This is a genomic window from Dokdonia sp. MED134, assembly GCF_000152925.2.
Classification (GTDB): domain Bacteria; phylum Bacteroidota; class Bacteroidia; order Flavobacteriales; family Flavobacteriaceae; genus Dokdonia.
The window spans coordinates 990,967-1,011,036 of the sequence record NZ_CP009301.1; the positions used below are offsets into that span (position 1 = coordinate 990,967).

Here is a 20,070-nt window from a genome sequence, read left to right on the forward strand (position 1 = left end):
CTATTGAAAAAAGTTCTCATCATACAACAGAAAATGATAGGCGATGTCTTGACATCGTCTATCTTATGTGAAGCGATAAAATTACGCTTTCACGAAAGCGAGATACACTACCTCATAAACGCCCACACTACACCCGTACTTGAGAATAATCCTTTTATAGACAAGCTCATTATCTATACACCAGAGATAGAAAAGAGTGCAAAGGCAAAATCACAATTTAAAAAGCAGCTCAAGGCAGAAGCTTATGATACCGTTATAGATGTGTACTCTAAAATAGGTAGCGCATTTTTAACTAAAGCTACTGGAGCAAAAAACAGCGTGGGTTATCATAAATGGTACACCCACCTTTTTTATACAGACACCCTACGTCGAAGAAAGAAGTCTTATACTCTAGCTGGCCTCGCCATAGAGAATAGAATGCTCTTACTAGAGCAAATCACAGGTAAACAATTTGATGCTATTGCACCAAAAATTTACCTCACTGAAAAGGAAAAGGCAAACGCAAAACATATTATAGAATCTTGCGGTATTGACCTTTCAAAAAAGTTGTACCAGATAAGTGCCCTAGGCAGCGGATCTACAAAAACATATCCACTACCCTATCTAGCAACCTTACTAGATTATATTGTAGAAAGCACAGATGCACAACTCATCTTTAATTACATACCCTCACAGGTAGATTTAATAACTACCTTATACAATCTCTGTACAGTAAAGACCAGAGCTCATATATTTTTAGACTGTTATGGTAAAAGCCTTAGAGAGTTTATAGCTATCACAAGTCACTGTGATGCTATTATAGGTAACGAGGGCGGAGCTATAAATATGGCAAAGGCTATAGATATCCCTACGTTTGCCATCTTTTGCCCGTGGATTAATAAAGAAGAATGGAGTGTCTACGACGATCATAAAAGGCACGTCTCTGCACATCTATATGATTACATAGATTATAACCCTAGATTTAATAAACGTGAGCGCGCACCTCAAAAGGTAGCTGCAAACTACCAGCAGTTTAAACCAGAGCTCATTGTACCAAAACTCAGTGCCTTTTTAAAAGAAAGCGCGGTGGTTAACGATGGTAGTATAAAGATGTCTGCTACAATTATCACCTATAATGAAGAAAGGAACATTGCAAGGTGTATAGAGTCGCTACTACCCGTGGTAGACGAAGTTGTGATAGTAGATTCATACAGTACAGATAAGACCCAATATATCTGCGAGCAATATCCTGTGCGATTTATACAGCATACATTTGAGGGACACATACAGCAAAAAAACGTAGCCCTTGACCTTGCTACCCATAACCATATTGTATCTCTAGATGCAGATGAGGCTTTGAGCAAAGAATTACAAACTGCTATACAGCGTGTTAAAAGAGATTTTAACAAGGACGGCTACATCGTAAAACGATACAACAACTACTGCGGCCAGTGGATTAACCATACAGACTGGAGTCGTGATAAAAAATTACGTGTTTTTGACAAAACAAAGGCTCGATGGGGCGGTGTAAATCCGCACGATAAAGTACAGATGAATGATGGGGCTACAGTAGGCTCTTTAAAGGGAGAGATACTGCACTGGGTACACGCAACTCACGAGGAGCATAGACAAAAGACAGAAAAATTCTCCACCATCGCTTCAAAAGAGTACTACAAAAGAGGGCGTAAAGCAAGTATACTTGACCTCATTATAAAACCCACGTGGATTTTTATAAGATCATACATTATAAGGATGGGATTCTTAGATGGGCGTAATGGTTTTATTCTTTGTACATTTAGTGCGAAGACAACCTACTTAAAGTACTGCAAGCTACGCAGGCTTAGATTACAAAAGAAAACACCCAACTAGTGAAAACAATCATTCTCGCAGCTGGCATAGGCTCACGCCTAGGCAATCCCTACCCTAAAGCACTTACCCCTCTCAAGAATGGAAAAAGCATTATGGAAATGATGATAGAAAGCTTATCATCTTACTTTTCTATAAATGACTTATTAACCGTAGTAGGCTTTAAGAAGAATAGTATTATGGAACGTTTTCCAGACATTACTTATATCTACAACCCATATTTTGACACGACAAATACTTCTAAGAGTCTTTTATGCGCGCTTAAAAAATGTCGTAACGAGTCTGTATTATGGTTAAATGGAGATGTGGTTTTTGATCCCTTACTACTCAACGAGCTTGTACCATATATAGAAAAGGATCAAAGCTTTGTGGCTGTAAATACCTGCTCTGTAGCAGATGAGGAGGTAAAGTATACTCTTGAAAACGGGTACATACAAAATCTCTCAAAAGAAGTAATAAATGGACTGGGAGAAGCTGTAGGTATAAATTACATCTCGGCAAAAGATGTTCCGCTCTTTATAAAAGAACTAGAAGCCTGTGAAGCACAAGACTATTTTGAAAAAGGACTAGAGGTTATGATTGCCAAGCATCAAACTAAAATAAAGGCGGTAGACATCTCAAAATTCAACTGTATGGAGGTAGATTTTAAAGAAGATCTAGAACACGTAAATAGTTTTTTATAAATGAAAGTTATTCTCTTCTGTCAAAACGCATATGCCTTTGGGATTATGCAAACCATAAGAGAAGAACTTGCTCAAAGTGGAGACCAAGTACTATGGTTCATAATGCCGAAACTTCTTGATGTATTTCCTTTTCATAATGATGCTGTAACTACGAGCATAAAAGAATTAATAGCCTTTAATAGTGACGCTATAATTTGTCCTGGTAATGAAGTACCTTATTACTTGCGTGGCCTTAAGGTGCAAATCTTTCACGGACTTGCAGGAGAAAAAAAAGGGCATTTTAGAATACGTGACTACTTTGATCTTTACCTTACCCAAGGCCCCTATTTTACAGAAGGTTTTAATAAGCTCAAGAAAAAGCACTACAATATATCTGTAATAGAAACTGGCTGGCCCAAGTTAGATAGCTATCAGAAAATCAAAGATGATACTTCTGCATACAAACTAGAAATACTGGATCGCCATAATGCTAGCAACATCATTCTCTACGCACCTACATTTTCTCCATCACTCACCTCTGCCCACGTTTTAAAGAAAGAAATTGAGACGCTCGCATCGCATAGGGAATACGTGATACATATTAAATTTCACGATTTAATGCATCCAGAGCTTATCTCTTATTACAAAGATCTAGCAGCTCGTTATGATACTATTTATTTTATAGAAGAAAAGGATATCGTAAAACAACTTGTCCTGGCAGATCTCTTAATAAGTGACACCTCTTCTGTGATATATGAATTTTTACTATTAGACAAGCCGGTTATCACTCTCAACAATATTTCGGATGCTATACGGTGGGAAAATATCAGAAATCCAAAAGATTTAATTCCTAGTATATTAAAAATACGCACTCAAGATAATTATGCATCAGAGCGTGCTAGTATCATAGCTCAATATCACCCCTACGCAGATGGAAATTCATCAGCAAGAGTAGTTGCTGCAATTAAGGAGCATATCTCTCAGCACGGTGTGCCAGAAAAACGTAAAATTTCTTGGCTACGAAGACGTAAGATTAATAGATTGTTTGATAGAAAGTCTTAATACGCTTTCGCGAAAGCGTACTCTAAATCATAAATAAGAAAAGCACCAATGTGGTGCTTTTCTTATTTACGAGAATAAAGTTTTAAAAATCTAGAATTTAAAACCAAAGCCTAAATTAAAGATATTATTTCTACTTTTTACATCAGCATCACCAGTATAATAATTATTTAGTTGGTATACGGTTCTAAAGTTTCCATAAAAATTATCTGTAAACTCATAACCAAGACCCGCTCCAAACCCTACATTAAATTTTGTAAAATCGTCAGAGATCTCTTCAAGAGTATAGGTAATTTGAGGTCCTCCATTTACATAAAACTTATCTGCGGCATAATACTTTAAGAAAAGTGGCACCTGTAAAAACTTAAGATCTGTGCCTCCTTCAAACACCATCGTAAAAAGAAGTTCTGGTGCAACATATAACTGGTTGCCTACTTGAACGTCTGTAGTAAATCCCACGTGAAATCCACTTGCAGAACCTGTGAACTCTTGACCATCAGTAGTAACTTTAGATCCTATTAGAGTGTAACCAGCTTTTGCTCCGAAAACAGCCTCTTGCGCCATTACAGCCGTCATTGATACTACAGCTATTACAGCTGTTAAAATAATTTTTTTCATAATAAATGATTGTTAATTGATTGATTAAAACCCAAGCTAAATATGAATGGGCGAGCGAATATAAATAATCACTTTGTAAGAAAAAAGATAAATTTATCCTCTTTGAAAAGGCATAAAAAAACCTCTCAATTACTTGAGAGGTTTTATGTATTAAAAATGTGTGGTTGAGATTACTCTCCTCCTTCCATTTTCTTTTTAAGAGCTGCAAGAGCATCGTTTGCATCACCTAGCGTAGGCTTAGACTCATCTGCTTGAGCTTTAGCTTTCTTAGCTGCTTGTTTAACGATTTTTGCTTCTTCTTCTTTATGGATTACCATATGTGAAGCTACTACACGCTTGAAGTCTTTGTTGAACTCTATAATCTGGAATTCAGCCTCTTCTCCTTTTCCTAGTTTTGTACCGTCTTCTTTCTCAAGGTGACGTGTAGGAACAAATGCAGTGATATCTTCATTAAAGTCTATTGTAGCACCTTTGTCTACTATCTCTGTGATAGCCGCTTTGTGTGTTGTACCTACTTTAAACTCATCTTCATACTTATCCCAAGGGTTTGCCTCGATCTGTTTGTGTCCTAATGAAAGTTTACGTCCATCTACGTCAAGTTCAAGAACCACTACTTCTAGCTTATCTCCTACCTCACAGAATTCTGATGGGTGCTTCACTTTCTTAGTCCAAGAAAGGTCTGAGATGTAAATTAATCCATCAATTCCTTCTTCTAGTTCTAAGAACACTCCAAAGTTTGTAAAGTTACGTACGATACCCTCGTGACGTGACCCTACTGGATACTTAGAAGTAATATCTGTCCAAGGATCTTGCGTAAGTTGCTTGATACCTAGGCTCATCTTACGATCTTCACGATCTAGTGTAAGAATTTGTGCATCTACTACGTCTCCTACTTTTACAAAGTCTTGAGCGCTACGTAAGTGTGTAGACCAAGACATTTCAGATACGTGTATAAGACCTTCTACTCCTTCTTCTACTTCGATAAATGCACCGTAATCTGCGATTACAACTACCTTACCTTTTACGTTATCTCCTACTTTAAGCTCGTCTCCTAAAGCTTCCCAAGGATGCTTAGAAAGTTGCTTAAGACCTAACTGGATACGTGTTTTATCCTCATCAAAGTCAAGGATTACTACGTTCAGTTTCTGATCAAGCTCAACGATTTCATTCGGGTGGTTGATACGTGACCAAGAAAGGTCTGTAATGTGTACCAGTCCATCAACACCTCCAAGATCAACAAATACACCGTAAGAAGTAATGTTTTTAACAACACCTTCAAGTACTTGTCCTTTCTCAAGCTGCCCGATGATCTCCTTCTTCTGCTCTTCGATATCTGCTTCGATAAGCGCTTTGTGAGATACTACAACGTTTTTAAACTCGTGGTTGATTTTTACAACCTTGAATTCCATAGTTTTATTTACATACTGATCGTAATCACGTATAGGCTTCACATCAATCTGTGATCCTGGTAAGAATGCTTCGATACCGAAAACATCTACGATCATACCTCCTTTAGTACGTGCTTTTACAAATCCGTTTACGATAGTTCCCTCATCGTGTGCAGCGTTAACGCGATCCCAAGCCTTGATAACACGTGCCTTACGGTGTGATAATATCAATTGCCCAGTTGCATCCTCACGTACATCGATAAGTACTTCTACTTTATCACCTACTTTAAGGTCTGGATTGTAACGGAACTCGTTAAGTGAGATTACACCTTCAGACTTTGCGTTAATGTCGATAATTGCATCACGATCAGTAATTGTAATCACTGTTCCTTCTACTACGTCGTCATCAAGAGTGTCTACAAAGTTGTTTTCTACAAGTGCTTCAAACTCTTCAAGCTGCTTGTCATCTACTGTATCGATTCCTTCTTCGTACTTCTCCCAGTTAAAATCTTTAAGAAATTGCTCTGGGTTTTCTTGAGCTGGAGATAGCTCAACTTTTGGTGCTGCTACTGCAGCTTCTTCCTGAACTTCAGGATTTTTTGTTTCTTCAGCCATTTGTGCTAAAATTACATCTCACTTAAAACTAGTGCTTTAAAGCGGGATGGGTTTTGTATTTTACGTTTCTCCGAAAGCTAGATAAACCAAGAAACCGTAAAAGGGTTTGTTTTGTTTTTTATAAATCCTCTGTGACAGCTTTCTACCGGTGGTCAAAAAGGTGTGCAAAAATACACCCTTTATATTGATTTACAAAGGGGTTACAAGATAAAATACGATGAGTTATTGAAGTGGTTTTGTAGCTGTAAGAATTTACGTGTTAGATTTAGTGTTTTTATGCTTTCGTGAAAGCGTAAAGCTTACACATACCTGTATATTTAAAAAATCAATCAAATCAAATGAAAGGTACCTTATACATAATCTTTACGCTCTTTTGTGCTCTAAATCTAAACGCCCAGAACTATGATTTTCCTCTAAATGCTGAATCTGGCAAATGTTATGAGCGCTGCTTTGAGTATGATAAAAAATTTACTTGGAAAGAAATAAACTGCGATACTCTTGCAATGCGCGCCGAAAAAAGTAAGACAAAAGAAGCCATTATAAAAGCTCGTCAAGCCAAAATAAAATTAACGAAATACCAAGAGAAACTTAAAGACTTAGGATATAAAATAGAGATCACGGGTAAACTCAATAATCAAACAATTAAGGTCCACCATAAATATCTCAAAAGACAAAAAAAGAAAAAGAGAAAACAGCAGCGTCTATAATAGACATTACAAACCTTTATCTACTTTTTTACTATTTTTAAGCCTGTCTAATTCCCTACACAATGACATATCTAGAGCCTTCATATTTTTTTGATTACAACAGTAGCACTATACAGCAACTCATAGCAGAGTTTGATATAGATACTTTATCTAAAAAGGAGAAGGCAGTGGGCATTTATACAAAGATACGTGATGGCTATATGTATAATGCATATGCTATAAGCCTCAACCAAGACAATTATAGAGCTAGTATAATTGCTCAAAAAAACATAGGTAATTGTGTTACAAAATCCATCTTACTCATTGCTTGTTTACGTGGTTTAGGAATACCTGCACGTCTACACTTAGGGAAGGTGAAAAATCACATTGCTGTAGAGCGTCTGGTAGAAAAATTTGGCTCAAATGAGCTAACTCCTCACGGTATGGTAAATGCATATATAAATGGTAAATGGCTCAAAATGTCACCAGCCTTTAATGCCTCATTATGTCACAAGATGAATGTTGCTCCGCTAGAATTTGATGGTGAAAATAATTCTTTCTTACAGCAATACAATAGTGAAGGTAATCGCTTTATGGAGTATATAGACGACTATGGCTTTTTTGACGATGTACCGCTAGTGTTTATGATGAAAAATATTAAAGAACATTACCCACATATTTTTGATACGGGAGATGCTACTACTGAGTTTAGTCTATAAATGTAATACTTAACAAATTTTTAATCGTAATAGCATTTTCGCGAAAGCGTAATTGAGTATCTTTATTATACAAAGGTAAAATTAATATTATGAAACTTACAGACGATCAGATTAAAAACAGATTAGAGGATTTTCCAGATTGGGAGTTTGATGATAACGCCATCCATACCACAATAGAGTTTGAAAACTTTAGAGAAGTATTTGCAACTATGACACGTATTGCTTTTGAGTGTGAAAAAATGGACCACCACCCTACCTGGACTAATACGTATAATGAACTAGAAATCTCACTCAATACACACGATGCAAATGGTGTGACAGAAAAAGATTTTGATCTTGCAGCGGCAATAGACGATATTTTGGGCGCTTAAGGAACTATAAATTTTAAAGAAATCAAGCGATTTCATATTTTTACAGCGATCTGTGCAAAAGTGCAGATCGTTTTTTTAGTTTATACAATTACATTTAACAAGAGATATCTGCCTTTGCAGGTATAATCACTATATCCTTATTATTTATGGGAAGAGCATTTGAGTTTAGAAAAGCACGTAAAATGAAGCGCTGGAGCGCAATGTCTAAAGCCTTTACACGTATAGGTAAAGATATCGTGATGGCGGTAAAAGAAGGAGGACCAGATCCAGACTCAAACTCAAGGTTACGTGCCGTAATACAAAATGCTAAGGCAGTAAATATGCCTAAGGATAATGTAGAGCGAGCAATAAAGCGTGCCTCAGATAAGAGTCAAGGTGATTATAAAGAGGTAATCTTTGAAGGCTACGCACAGCACGGTATTGCAATACTTGTAGAAACCGCTACAGATAATAACACCCGTACAGTAGCAAATGTGCGTGCAGCGTTTAATAAATGTGATGGTAACCTAGGTACTTCTGGGTCTGTTGTATTTATGTTTGATCACACGTGTACCTTTAGAGTAAATGCAGAGGGACAAGATGTAGATGAGATAGAGCTTGAGTTTATAGATTTTGGTGCCGAGGAGGTTTTTCAAGATGAAGATGGCATACATATTTATGCTCCTTTTGAGAGTTTTGGAGCAATACAAAGCGCTCTAGAAGAAAAGGGTATAGAGATATTAGAATCTGGTTTTGACCGCATACCTCAAGTAACAAAAACACTTACACCAGAACAAGAGGCAGATGTAAACAAGCTTATAGACAAGCTAGAAGAAGATGATGATGTACAGAACGTTTTCTCAACAATGCAAGCAAACGAGGTAGAAGAATAAATCTACCACACTATATATAAAAAAGGCGCGCTAGATATCTAGCGCGCCTTTTTTATTTCTCCCCATAGTGGCACAATAAAAAGCCTCTCAGAAATACTGAGAGGCTTTTATTATAAAATAATCATTGGGTAAATGATTACTCGTTTAGGTATAATGAAGAAGCTCCTTCTAGTTCATTATTTACAGATGGAGTAAGGTTACCTCCAGCTTGTGCGTTTGAGAAAGCAAGAATTCTTCCGCCACCGTTTGCACGCTCTGCAATAAACACTACGTTAGACTCTGCATCATACTCGGCTGCAACTGGGTTTCCTAAAAATGTTGCGTCACCCGCTACACGTACTTGGTTACCTACTACTGCAAGTGTCTCACCGTTTGCTACACCTGCAAATTTTGAAGCATAGTCAGATATGATATGAAAAGCACCATCTGCATCATCCATTGCGCTACCTACATCTGTAAGGATAAGTGTACCACCATCTACAGCAAGACCGTGAGTTCTTACAATACCTTCTATAGTTATTCTTTTTGTAGCTTCTACTGTAGCATCTGTTGTGTTTGAGTCTGCAAAGTTTTCGAAGATTGCTACGTCAGACGTTTTGTCTACAACTGCGATTAGAGTATCTCCATCAAACTCGATTCCCCATACAGCAAAGTTTACTGTCACTGTGTTTCTTAATGTGATAGATCCATCATCACCTCTTGTGTAGATAAATAAACGACCATCATCTGTACTATCATCACCATCTACATCTGCATTATCTGCCACAACATAAATATTATCATTTACAGCAAGATCACGAGGACTTGATAAAGAAGCTGTACTACTTACAGTTGCACTAAGAGTAATCCCTGCAACATTAAGAGAGAGATCGCTAAAAGCTTGTATCTGTGACTCAGAACGTGAGATCTGTATCACCTCATCATCACTACTATCATAATAGATACCCTCTGTATCTGTAGCTGCTGTCCCAAAAGTAGATGCCGTTACACTCGCTATATCTTCTACATCATATACTGTAATGTCACCACTTGTGTTACTTGTTGCAAACAGTGAGTTATCTAATTCTAGGTTTGCAGATCCATCATCATCTGTTGTTGTTGATAATCCGTTATCATCAGTTTCACAGGCTATAAATCCTGCAGATGCGATAAGTAGTATTCCTAATTTGCTAGTTAATTTCATAAATAAAAGGTTTAATTGTTTTTAATTTCTAGCATAGTTACGCAGTGAATTGAAGTTTGGTTTTGGCAACATTACACTATTAACATTCTTTAACTTTTTAAGAAATAGAAGCCTCTCTTTTTACAATAATTTAACTAAAAACCGCACTTACGCTTTAACGATAATTTTGTGATTATTTTTTACGCTACAAGCCTGTAGAGTAGTTTTTATAAGTACGCTTTCGCGAAACGATAAAAATCCTCTTCACTACTAATAGTAAGAAACCCAATATTTACAGGGCTTAACAACCACTCTTAGAAAAATCACACCTTAAACCCACTTTTTTTATGCGTTTTTGTAACCTTCTCTATATTCATAACGTATAAGGTGCAGGGTAAAATCCTAGGTTGGAAAATCTGAACAATAGTGGTCGCACACGCGGCTTTTTGAATTAACAAACACTTTTAATTTACACTATTATGAAAACACTTTTTATTGCCTTATTTACACTTGCTACTATTGCTTACAACACAACTTCTGAAACAGTAACCGCAACCTTTACTGGCTATAGTGACGAGACGTATTACTTTACAGATAGCGACGACTTAACTTATGCTTTTGAGTCAATAAGTGCTACGGCTGCTCAAGAATTTGACCTTACCCAAGACATTTATAAAGGACAGCAGTTTAAAATTACATTTACAAGTTCTACAGAACTTAATGAAGATGATGAGGAGTATGATATGCTCTCTATCACTGCTCTAGAGCTCGTGAAATAAAAAAATAATTATAAAGGCTATTAATAAAAAAACCTACGATCTAGACCGTAGGTTTTTTTGTGTATAATAATTGAGATTCCACAAACCCCATACGGTGAGTATGGCTTCTCCTATCATACCTAATCCATATTGTGGAGACCAGCCGTCTAGCAAAGTGCTTATAAGCCTGCCTGCAGTAAGACCTCCCATAAATAATACATTAAATAAGGTAGCACGCTCCCAGTGCTTAGGCTTTATAACACCATAAAGCCAGTAAACTCCTAGTGCGAAGTATACACCCATTATGGCTCTAAAAATATTTTTGAGCTCAAGATCTTGAACCTTAAATCCAAAAATATCAAACAGTATAACACTGGGGTTTGATCCATAAACAAATGCCATCACGATAACTATGCTCGCAGAGAGTATAAGGTGGGCTTGTTTAGGAAGTTTTGACATTATATGCGTTGTGCAATGCGATCTTTTGCGAGTTGTAAGATGGTATGAAACTGGTCTTCTATATTAGTTTCTGTATTATCAATCTCAATAGCATCTGCTGCTTTTACTAGTGGAGAGTCTTCTCTAGTGGTATCTATGTGATCACGCTCTACTACGTTAGATAGCACGGCATCATAGTTTACATCATCACCGCGCTCTACAAGCTCATTATATCGCCTTTTTGCACGCTCTTCTGCACTGGCTGTCATAAATATCTTAAGCTCTGCCGTAGGAAATACTACAGTACCTATATCACGACCGTCCATCACAATACCTTTTTCTTCACCCATACGTTGCTGCTGCTCTACAAGCTTTGCTCGCACTTCTGATACGGTGGCTATAGGACTTACAAAAGAAGATACCTCTAGTGTTCTAATATATTGCTCTACATTTTCTCCATTAAGACAGACTTCTGCCTTTCCAGAAGTGGTGTCTCTGGTAAATGAAATATTAATGTCTGATAATTTATTGATAAGTGATTCTTTATCAAAAAAACCATCAGATATAAGGCCTTTACGCATTGCATAAAGGGTTACTGCACGATACATCGCGCCGGTATCTACATATATGTATTCTAGCCAGTCTGCTAGTTGTTTTGCTACGGTACTTTTTCCGGTTGAGGAATATCCGTCTATGGCGATGGTTATTTTCACGTATGGTGTGTTTTGAGCAAAAATAGGGAATATGATTATGAGATGTAAGGAACTCCAAAAGTACTTTTAAAAGGTATATAGATACGCACAATACAGCTATTACAAACACGGACTATCTCAAGTCTCTAGCCCCTATTGTAATGAAAATCCCGCAACAAGCGTGAGCGCCGTGAGGAATTGTAATGTAAAGCGGGATACTGCCGTGAAGATTCAAAAATAAGTGTGTGCTCCCACAAAGAGAATTACTGTAAATCTATACCTATGCCAAAAAAGCTACTAGCGGCAGCACTATTGTAACGTGCGTAGGCATAATTAAATCGCATCTTATTAATCTTAATACCAAAACCGGCGCTTATCCCTGCAAAGCTGCGCTGGTTTATAATACGCAACTCCTCACTGCGTCTAAAGTTATAACCTAGTCGCAGGTTAAAGCCTCCTCGTGGAAAGAGTTCTACACCCACAATGGCGTGGCGTATGACGTTATCTAGAATACCTATTTTCTCAGCAGTGGTGTTTCCGTCTAGATCTGTGGTGCCGCGGGCTTCATTCTCAAAAGCGATGTTCCAGAGTTGTAAGTTTTCAAGGGTAAGGTGCCAGCGTATGGGTACATTAGGCACTATCTGGGAGATACCAGCATCTATCTCTAGTGGCAACTTCTCTATGGTGTCTACATAGGGTGTAAACTGCGTGCCTATATTGCGCACTACTACGGCCGCGTTAAGATCCCAGTCTTCATAATTATAAGTTAGACCCAGGTCTATCGCTCCGCCGGCAGAGGTATACTCGGCCAGTGTGGAGGTGATGAGTTTTACATTTGCTCCTACATAAAAGTCTGTGTAAGGAATATTAGTCGCATAGCCTAGCGAGAGCGCTGCCTCACTACCACCAAATTCTCCTGTTGCATTTCCGTTTTCGTCTCGCCCGTCAAAGCTCCCGTAGTTTACATACGTTATGCCGGCGTGAAGTACTTGTGTGCGTCTGTCCCATAAATAGGCATATGAGGCGGTACCATAGTTTATATCTGCAAGGTAGTTTACATAGTTTACAGAAAGCTGGTTATCCATTCTGTAATTAATATTTGCAGGGTTGTAAAGGGCAGAGTCTGGATCATAATCATAGTTTGTGATTATTTTTCCGCCCAGGGCTGCTTGCCTAGGTGATGACATTAAATTGAGAAACTGGTATGTTGCTCTCCCTCCTAACTGCCCGTAAGCAGATACTGCGGTTAGAAATAAGAGTATGTAACAAACTTTTCTCATCATACAAGGTGGCAACACAATGGTAAACGATTGCAATGATAGTATATTTTGATAGGGATGGGAAATAATTATGAAGTTCTCTAATCAATAATAGATTTAAGAATTCTTACAACCATATGTAAACACAAAAAAGGAACCTTATTACGGGTTCCTTTTTATGGTATTTGTACGCTTTCGCGAAAGCGGAATTATTTATAGTCTCAAGCTTATAGCTTCTTTGCGTTTTTAACCTTTTGCTTAGTAAGAGCAAGTTCTAATACCTCACTCATATCTTTTACATAGTGGAAGGTAAGACCTTTTAAGTAATCTGGCTTTATCTCTTCTATGTCGCGACGGTTTTGCTCACAAAGTAAGATCTCTTTAATTTTTGCACGCTTTGCAGCAAGAATCTTTTCTTTGATTCCTCCTACTGGTAATACTTTACCACGCAGGGTTATCTCACCCGTCATTGCGATGCTCTTCTTGACTTTGCGCTGTGTAAATAAAGATACTAGAGAGGTAAGCATTGTGATACCTGCACTAGGACCATCCTTAGGAGTCGCTCCTTCTGGCACGTGAATGTGTACGTTATAGCTGTCAAATATTTTTGAATCTAGACCAAGAAGCTCTGCATTTGCTTTTATATACTCCATTGCAATAGTAGCACTCTCCTTCATCACCTTACCAAGGTTACCTGTGATAGATAGTGTTCCTTTTCCTTTTGATAAGGCAGACTCTATAAATAAAATATCACCACCTACACGTGTCCAAGCAAGACCTGTTACTACCCCAGCAACATCATTGTTTTCATATTTGTCACGCTCCATTCTAGGAGATCCTAAAACCTCTATAATGTCTTCGTTAGAAACTTTTACGTTATACTCCTCCTCCATTGCAAGATTTTTGGCACCGTAGCGCACCATCTTTGCAACTTGCTTCTCAAGACCACGTACTCCAGACTCACGAGTGTACCCCTCAACAATTTTTTCTAGTTGTGGCTTTGCAATCTTAAGCTGCTCTGGCGTCATACCGTGCTCCTTAAGTTGCTTAGGTAATAAGTGTCTCTTTGCAATCTCTGTCTTTTCTTCTATAGTATAACCCGTCACATTTATAATCTCCATACGATCCCGTAATGCTGGCTGTATGGTATTAAGGCTATTTGAAGTTGCGATAAACATCACCTTAGAAAGGTCAAACCCCATCTCAAGGAAGTTATCGTGAAACTCACTATTCTGCTCTGGGTCAAGTACCTCTAGTAATGCAGAAGATGGATCTCCCTGACTCCCCATACTTAACTTATCTATCTCATCTAGTACAAAGACTGGATTACTTGTACCCGCCTTACGAAGGCTCTGTATAATACGGCCCGGCATTGCTCCTATATAAGTCTTTCTGTGACCACGTATCTCAGACTCGTCACGCATACCACCTAGACTCATACGTATGTACTCTCGACCAAGTGCCTCTGCAACAGATTTACCTAGTGAAGTTTTACCCACACCTGGAGGTCCGTAAAGACAGAGTATAGGTGACTTCATATCGTTACGTAATTTTAATACTGCTAAGTATTCTATAATACGACGCTTTACATCATCAAGACCATAGTGATCACGGTCTAAGATTTTCATAGCACGTTTTAAATCAAATTTATCTTCGCTAAACTCGTTCCAAGGAAGGTCTAAAAAGAGGTCAAGATAGTTGCGCTGTATGCTATACTCCGCTACTTGGGGATTCATACGTTGCATTTTAGAAAGCTCTTTCTTAAAATGCTTTTCTACTTTTTCTCCCCATTTTTTTGTCTTTGCACGCTCGCGCATCTCTTCAAGATCATCCTCAGAGGTAGATCCTCCTAGTTCTTCTTGAATGGTCTTCATTTGCTGGTGCAAGAAGTACTCGCGCTGCTGCTGGCTCATATCATTTTGAACCTTGTTTTGGATATCATTTTTGAGTTCCAACTTCTGGCGCTCCATATCCATAAACTTAAGCGTCTCGATAGCGCGCTTATGTAAATCGTTTATGTGAAGTAATTCCTGCTTCTCAGCCACCGTGAGATTCATATTAGAACTCACAAAGTTTATTAAGAAAGAATCACTCTGTATGTTTTTTATTGCAAAAGATGCCTCAGATGGGATATTTGGCGAGTCTTGAATAATTTTAAGAGCAAGATCTTTTATAGAATCTATCGCAGCCTTAAATTCTTGACTTCCTTTATCTGGACGCGTTTCTGGAAATTCTTTTATCGTGGCTCTTAAGTAAGGTTCGGTTTGAGTCACTTCATTAATCTCAAAGCGTTTTTTACCTTGTATGATTACGGTTACATTACCGTCAGGCATTTTAAGAACACGCAGTATACGTGCTACCACGCCTACTTTATTTATATCATCTGCCGTAGGGTTTTCTACAGACTCATCTTTTTGAGCTACTACGCCTACTACCTTTCCTCCTTTATTTGCCTCGTCTATAAGTTTTATAGAAGTATCTCTCCCTGCCGAAATAGGAATCACAACTCCAGGAAAAAGTACCGTATTACGTAAAGGTAATATCGCTAGACTTTCTGGGAGCTCTTCATTGTTAATCGCCTCCTCATCTTCTGGGGTCATTAACGGGATAAGCTCTGCATCTCCATCTATCTCTTGCAGTGACAATCTGTCTAATGTTGTAAATTTTGGTTTTGCCATATAATATATGTGCCACAATGTCGGGTATTGCTACGCTCATTATGACTATCTAAGTATTATTATTCTATTTAAAAACGGCGAGTGACCCTGTAATGTATGGTATATAGTCACTCACGATTACTTTAAGTCAATTCTTATGCCAAGTGAAGTACGCTTTCGCGAAAATATAAACCACAACCCTTATCTTACCTTATAATTATAGTAAAAACTTTGGCCGGAAGAACCATCTTTAGGGAGACTAGCCCGCTATTGGTCAAAAGGGAAATCAAAAAAAATAAAATAAATTTTTCACGAAAGTGTAACAACTTAAAAATTACCACATCTTTACTATAGAATTAACCAAAAGTGAATTTTACCAACCATCAAATAACCGATCTATTATCACTATGCCAGCAAGGTGAGCAGGGTGCACAAATGGAAGTTTACAATCGCTACTACAAGGCGATGTATAACACCTCATTGCGCATTGTAAAACACGAAGCAGAAGCAGAAGATATTATGCAAGAGTCCTTCTTAAGTGCTTTTACAAAACTAGACAGCTACAAGGGTGAGGCATCTTTTGGAAGTTGGTTAAAACGTATCGTTGTAAATAATAGCCTCAATGCTTACAATAAAAGTAAGCGACTAGATGAAACCTCTATAGATGACCATCTATATAAAATAGAAGACGATGCAGCTGGTGTAGCAGAGATGGATCTCTCTAGTGTACGTGCTCAAGAAGTGGTAAACGCAATGAGTGAATTAAAAGATAATTACAGACAGTCTCTGTCATTACATCTTATAGAGGGTTATGACTATGAAGAAATGAGTGAAATAATGAATGTAAGCTATGCAAACTGCAGAACGATGGTGTCTAGAGCAAAAGACAGCTTACGAAGAATTTTAAATAAAAATGAAAAAGGAACCTATAGATCAAGTATTTAAGCGCCTAGAAGGTAAGCTAGATACAGCTGCACCTAGTGCAGATCACAAAGCAAACTTTCTTGCAAAGCTACAGGCGCAAGCTGCTCCCGTAACTCCAGAGAAAGAAACTAAGGTCATAAAGTGGATGCGTCCTCTTTTTATAGCAGCGAGTATGCTCTTGCTTGCCGGAGTGATTTTTACTCAGTTTAATACGAGCGCGAGTGATAAAGAACTTGCAGATGTATCACCAGAAATGCAGGAAACACAAGACTTCTTTACAAAGACTATAGAACGAGAGCTTTTTGACATTAAAGAAAAGATGACTCCAGAAAATCAAGCTATGGTAGAAGATGCCATAAGCCAGCTGGAAGTGCTAGAGCAGCAATATGATAAACTTAAAATTGACCTTTCTGAGAGTGGTGAAGATAAGCGTGTGATCTACGCTATGATAGACAACTTCCAGAACCGCATTGACCTCCTACAAAATGTAGTAGAGCAAATGAAAGCCATCGAAGAATTAAGAAAAATTGAAAAAGCAGTAACTCTCTAGTTACTTAAATAATATACTATTACTATGAAAACAAAAATTACACACCTCCTACTCTTTGTACTCGCTATGCCTTTTATGGTAATGGCAAGTGACAACTACCCTAAAGGGAAATATACTAAGGAGAAAAGAATCAAAAAAGAATATAACGTAAATGCAGATGCAAAACTGGTTATAGATAACTCATACGGCAATGTAAATATGGTAAGCTGGAATGAAAACCGTATTGTCATAGAAGTGCTTGTAAAAACTAATGGCAATGATGAAGAGCGCGTGCAAGAAAAGCTAGATGAGATAGATGTACGTTTTGAAGGCTCCCCATCTTACGTAAGTGCTAAGACTAATTTTGAGAGAAGTAGCAGTCGCTCTTGGTGGAATAGCTGGAAAAACAATAACGTAAATATGGAAATTAACTACACCATAAAACTCCCAGCTACTAATATGATAGATATAAGCAATGATTACGGGGGTATAAGCCTTGACCGTCTTGAGGGCAATGCAAAAATAAACTGTGACTATGGTAAAATTACTATAGGCGAGTTACTTGCAGAGGATAACTACCTCAACTTTGACTACACAAAAAACAGTACCATCTCTTATATGAAAAGTGGCCGTATTAATGCAGACTACTCAAGCTTTATGTTAGAACGTGGTGGTGATATAGAACTCAATGCAGATTATACGAAGTCTGAATTTGGAAAAATTGAAAATCTGAACTACAACTGTGATTATGGATCTGTAAAAACGACAGAAAGTAATGACGTTATAGGTCGTGGTGATTACCTCTCTGCAAAGATAGGAGTTGTACACGGTGACTTAAATATTAATGCAGATTATGGTAGTATACGTGTAGAAGAACTTGCTAGTGATGCTGGAGACGTCAAGATTCAGAGCGATTATACAGGCATAAAGGTGGGATACAGTCCTGCTTATGATTTTACCTTTAATATAAAACTTGAGTATGCAGGCTTGAGTGGTAAAGATGAGCTTACTTTTAATGTAGAGCGTGTAGAATCTTCAGACAAATATTATGAAGGGTACAAAGGATCATCTTCTACTAACAACAACATAAACATCAACTCAGAGTATGGGGGTGTTACATTATTTAAAAACTAAATTCAATCATCAACTAAACAATCTATTATGAAAAAATTAATCACACTCAGCTTAGTCCTTTTTGCAAGTACTCAAATACACGCCCAATGGTGGGGAAAAAGCGTAAAAGGTAATGGTGAATTACAAACCATAACTCGTAATGTAGGTGACTACGATGCAATTAATGTTGCAGGCTTCTTTAACGTAACACTTGTTGCCGGTAATGAAGGAGAACTTACTATTGAAGGAGAGAGCAACCTGCTTGAATACATTGAGACCGAAGTAGATGGGGACAGACTTACTATCAAGGTGAAAAATAAGCAAAACCTAAAAACGAGCTGGGGAAAAGATATTAAAATACGAGTGCCTTTTAGAGATTTAAACCAAGTATCATTATCTGGATCTGGCGAGATTATGAGTACAGATGTTATAAAGGCAAATAACTTTAGAGTTTCTGTATCTGGATCTGGTGATATAAATCTTGTAGTAGAAGCTAGCAGCACAGAGAGTCGTGTTACTGGATCTGGTGATCTGGTATTACGAGGTAGCACAAGAGATCACGAGACAAGTGTAACGGGATCTGGAGATCTTGAAGCAGGACGCTTTAAAGCAGATAATGTAGATGCAAAGGTTACAGGGTCTGGAGATATAAGAGTAAGTTGTGAGAAGAGCATACGCGCTCGAGTAACAGGATCTGGAGATATAGAATATGTAGGTAACCCTACAAAGCAAGACACAAAGGTTTCTGGATCTGGAGATATCTCTAGAGGATAAAACTATTTTGTCCCAAATACAATAAAAGCCCTCTTGCGAGGGCTTTTTTACTTATAACATATTATAGTTCTTTCTTAAGTAGTCTCGCGGTACCAGAAAATCGTTCTACTATAATTTTTGGCTCGCCATAAAGTTGTACCATACTCTTATCTGAAAGGTCAAGTGTTACCTTCTCATCTACACTAAGCGTCACGCTACCGCTTTCTCTTCCTACTATCTGCACTATGTCTGCATCAAAGGAGAGTCCTTTACATTGAGCGGTTTCATTTACTGTAAAAGTAGCTTCACTAGCGTTTCCTGTAAACGCTATATCAGATCGTCCTGAAGCAATAATTGAGAGTTTTACGGTGTTTATATCCGCTTTCGCGAAAGCGTTATCACTTAAATTCACACGTATATCGTCTCCAGTGTAATCTATCTCAAACTTTGAGTTGCCGTTTGCCATAATATCTGCCTCTCTTGTTTTAAGCTCTCCGTTGAAACGACTTCCGTCTAGAAAACTACCCGTAAACATATCTCCCTCTATGGCTGTAGATACAAAGGCACTACTTTTTGAATCTAAACTTACAGCGCTCAGTGCTGTATATCGCACAGTAATGTTAAGTCTTTTTGCACTACGTATATCCTTGCGGGTTGAGACCACAAGTAGACTATCTTTAATGTCAAAATCTATAAGTTCAACTAGGTTATCATCCATCTCTAGGTCATAACCGGTTTGAGAATCTGCCATAAGTGTCACCTCTAGACCATCTGTCACCTTGATTGCGGTAAAGCCATCTAGTCTGTCAGAAACATCTATGACATTACGACTACCTTTTACTCGCTCGCGTTGTGCAGCGACACTTGTAGTTACAACCAGAAGTATTGCAACCACAAAACTCTTTATATATCTATTCTTCATAAAATTAAAAGTACAATAAATGAGCCAT

20 protein-coding genes are annotated in these 20,070 nt (G+C 37.8%); 12 read left to right on the forward strand and 8 right to left on the reverse strand.

What is annotated here, in order from left to right; genetic code table 11:
- The first annotated feature begins 3 nt into the window (after positions 1–3).
- The 3 genes from MED134_RS15375 to MED134_RS04350 are packed head-to-tail and all read left to right on the forward strand — an operon-like array spanning position 4 to position 3,569.
- Positions 4–1,848, forward strand: coding sequence for a glycosyltransferase (locus MED134_RS15375; protein WP_237747147.1), 1,845 nt, complete (start codon positions 4–6; stop codon positions 1,846–1,848).
- The gene (locus MED134_RS04345) at positions 1,848–2,528 is read left to right on the forward strand and encodes an NTP transferase domain-containing protein (RefSeq protein WP_038597090.1); all 681 of its coding nucleotides are present in this window, start codon (positions 1,848–1,850) and stop codon (positions 2,526–2,528) included. Before MED134_RS15375 ends, MED134_RS04345 begins: the two co-directional genes overlap by 1 nt.
- A complete protein-coding gene (locus tag MED134_RS04350) occupies positions 2,529–3,569 on the forward strand; it encodes a CDP-glycerol glycerophosphotransferase family protein (protein WP_021778581.1) in 1,041 nt (346 codons plus the stop codon).
- Between the two features lie 90 nt (positions 3,570–3,659).
- On the opposite strand, the gene MED134_RS04355 is transcribed toward MED134_RS04350, so the two are convergent.
- Both MED134_RS04355 and rpsA read right to left on the reverse strand, forming a co-directional pair.
- Entirely contained in the window at positions 3,660–4,184 is a 525-nt protein-coding gene (locus tag MED134_RS04355; protein WP_021778580.1) for an outer membrane beta-barrel protein, read from the reverse strand.
- A 170-nt stretch (positions 4,185–4,354) separates the two neighbouring features.
- Positions 4,355–6,187, reverse strand: coding sequence for a 30S ribosomal protein S1 (gene rpsA / locus MED134_RS04360; protein WP_021778579.1), 1,833 nt, complete (start codon positions 6,185–6,187; stop codon positions 4,355–4,357).
- Positions 6,188–6,525: 338 nt separating this feature from the next.
- Here rpsA and MED134_RS04365 point away from each other — a divergent pair, with 338 nt between their 5' ends.
- From MED134_RS04365 to MED134_RS04380, 4 genes are all read left to right on the forward strand, one after another.
- Positions 6,526–6,894, forward strand: coding sequence for a hypothetical protein (locus tag MED134_RS04365; protein WP_021778578.1), 369 nt, complete (start codon positions 6,526–6,528; stop codon positions 6,892–6,894).
- Between the two features lie 62 nt (positions 6,895–6,956).
- Positions 6,957–7,592 carry a transglutaminase-like domain-containing protein gene (locus MED134_RS04370; RefSeq protein WP_021778577.1) on the forward strand — a complete coding sequence of 212 codons (636 nt, stop codon included), beginning with the start codon at positions 6,957–6,959 and terminating at the stop codon, positions 7,590–7,592.
- Between the two features lie 89 nt (positions 7,593–7,681).
- Positions 7,682–7,963 (forward strand): 4a-hydroxytetrahydrobiopterin dehydratase, encoded by a 282-nt coding sequence (locus MED134_RS04375; protein WP_021778576.1) that lies wholly within the window; start codon positions 7,682–7,684, stop codon positions 7,961–7,963.
- 146 nt (positions 7,964–8,109) lie between these two features.
- Positions 8,110–8,835 carry a YebC/PmpR family DNA-binding transcriptional regulator gene (locus tag MED134_RS04380; RefSeq protein ID WP_021778575.1) on the forward strand — a complete coding sequence of 242 codons (726 nt, stop codon included), beginning with the start codon at positions 8,110–8,112 and terminating at the stop codon, positions 8,833–8,835.
- 136 nt (positions 8,836–8,971) lie between these two features.
- Here the strand turns inward: MED134_RS04380 and MED134_RS04385 are convergent, their stop codons facing one another.
- Complete coding sequence (locus MED134_RS04385; RefSeq protein ID WP_021778574.1) at positions 8,972–10,018, reverse strand: hypothetical protein; 1,047 nt, start codon at positions 10,016–10,018, stop codon at positions 8,972–8,974.
- A gap of 458 nt (positions 10,019–10,476) precedes the next feature.
- Between MED134_RS04385 and MED134_RS04390 the strand changes: the two genes are divergently transcribed.
- Positions 10,477–10,776, forward strand: a complete 300-nt coding sequence (locus tag MED134_RS04390) for a hypothetical protein (RefSeq protein WP_021778573.1) — start codon at positions 10,477–10,479, stop codon at positions 10,774–10,776.
- A gap of 33 nt (positions 10,777–10,809) precedes the next feature.
- Here MED134_RS04390 and MED134_RS04395 read toward each other — a convergent pair whose 3' ends face one another.
- From MED134_RS04395 to lon, 4 genes are all read right to left on the reverse strand, one after another.
- Positions 10,810–11,214: a DUF4345 domain-containing protein gene (locus MED134_RS04395; protein ID WP_021778572.1), complete on the reverse strand. Its 405-nt coding sequence runs from the start codon at positions 11,212–11,214 to the stop codon at positions 10,810–10,812.
- A complete protein-coding gene (gene cmk, locus MED134_RS04400; protein ID WP_021778571.1) occupies positions 11,214–11,906 on the reverse strand; it encodes a (d)CMP kinase in 693 nt (230 codons plus the stop codon). Before cmk ends, MED134_RS04395 begins: the two co-directional genes overlap by 1 nt.
- Positions 11,907–12,148: 242 nt before the next feature.
- Complete coding sequence (gene porQ / locus MED134_RS04405; RefSeq protein ID WP_021778570.1) at positions 12,149–13,168, reverse strand: type IX secretion system protein PorQ; 1,020 nt, start codon at positions 13,166–13,168, stop codon at positions 12,149–12,151.
- A gap of 203 nt (positions 13,169–13,371) precedes the next feature.
- Entirely contained in the window at positions 13,372–15,822 is a 2,451-nt protein-coding gene (gene lon, locus MED134_RS04410) for an endopeptidase La (protein ID WP_021778569.1), read from the reverse strand.
- A 345-nt stretch (positions 15,823–16,167) separates the two neighbouring features.
- On the opposite strand from lon, the gene MED134_RS04415 reads away from it, so the two are divergent.
- Genes MED134_RS04415 through MED134_RS04430 form a run of 4 tightly spaced genes read left to right on the forward strand, consistent with a single transcriptional unit; the run spans position 16,168 to position 19,141 of the window.
- Positions 16,168–16,746: an RNA polymerase sigma factor gene (locus tag MED134_RS04415; RefSeq protein ID WP_035325130.1), complete on the forward strand. Its 579-nt coding sequence runs from the start codon at positions 16,168–16,170 to the stop codon at positions 16,744–16,746.
- The gene (locus MED134_RS04420; protein ID WP_021778567.1) at positions 16,715–17,275 is read left to right on the forward strand and encodes a hypothetical protein; all 561 of its coding nucleotides are present in this window, start codon (positions 16,715–16,717) and stop codon (positions 17,273–17,275) included. Before MED134_RS04415 ends, MED134_RS04420 begins: the two co-directional genes overlap by 32 nt.
- A 24-nt stretch (positions 17,276–17,299) precedes the next feature.
- Positions 17,300–18,388, forward strand: a complete 1,089-nt coding sequence (locus MED134_RS04425; protein ID WP_021778566.1) for a hypothetical protein — start codon at positions 17,300–17,302, stop codon at positions 18,386–18,388.
- A gap of 27 nt (positions 18,389–18,415) precedes the next feature.
- Positions 18,416–19,141 carry a head GIN domain-containing protein gene (locus MED134_RS04430; protein ID WP_021778565.1) on the forward strand — a complete coding sequence of 242 codons (726 nt, stop codon included), beginning with the start codon at positions 18,416–18,418 and terminating at the stop codon, positions 19,139–19,141.
- 61 nt (positions 19,142–19,202) lie between these two features.
- On the opposite strand, the gene MED134_RS04435 is transcribed toward MED134_RS04430, so the two are convergent.
- A complete protein-coding gene (locus tag MED134_RS04435; protein WP_021778564.1) occupies positions 19,203–20,042 on the reverse strand; it encodes a GIN domain-containing protein in 840 nt (279 codons plus the stop codon).
- Positions 20,043–20,070: the final 28 nt, after the last annotated feature.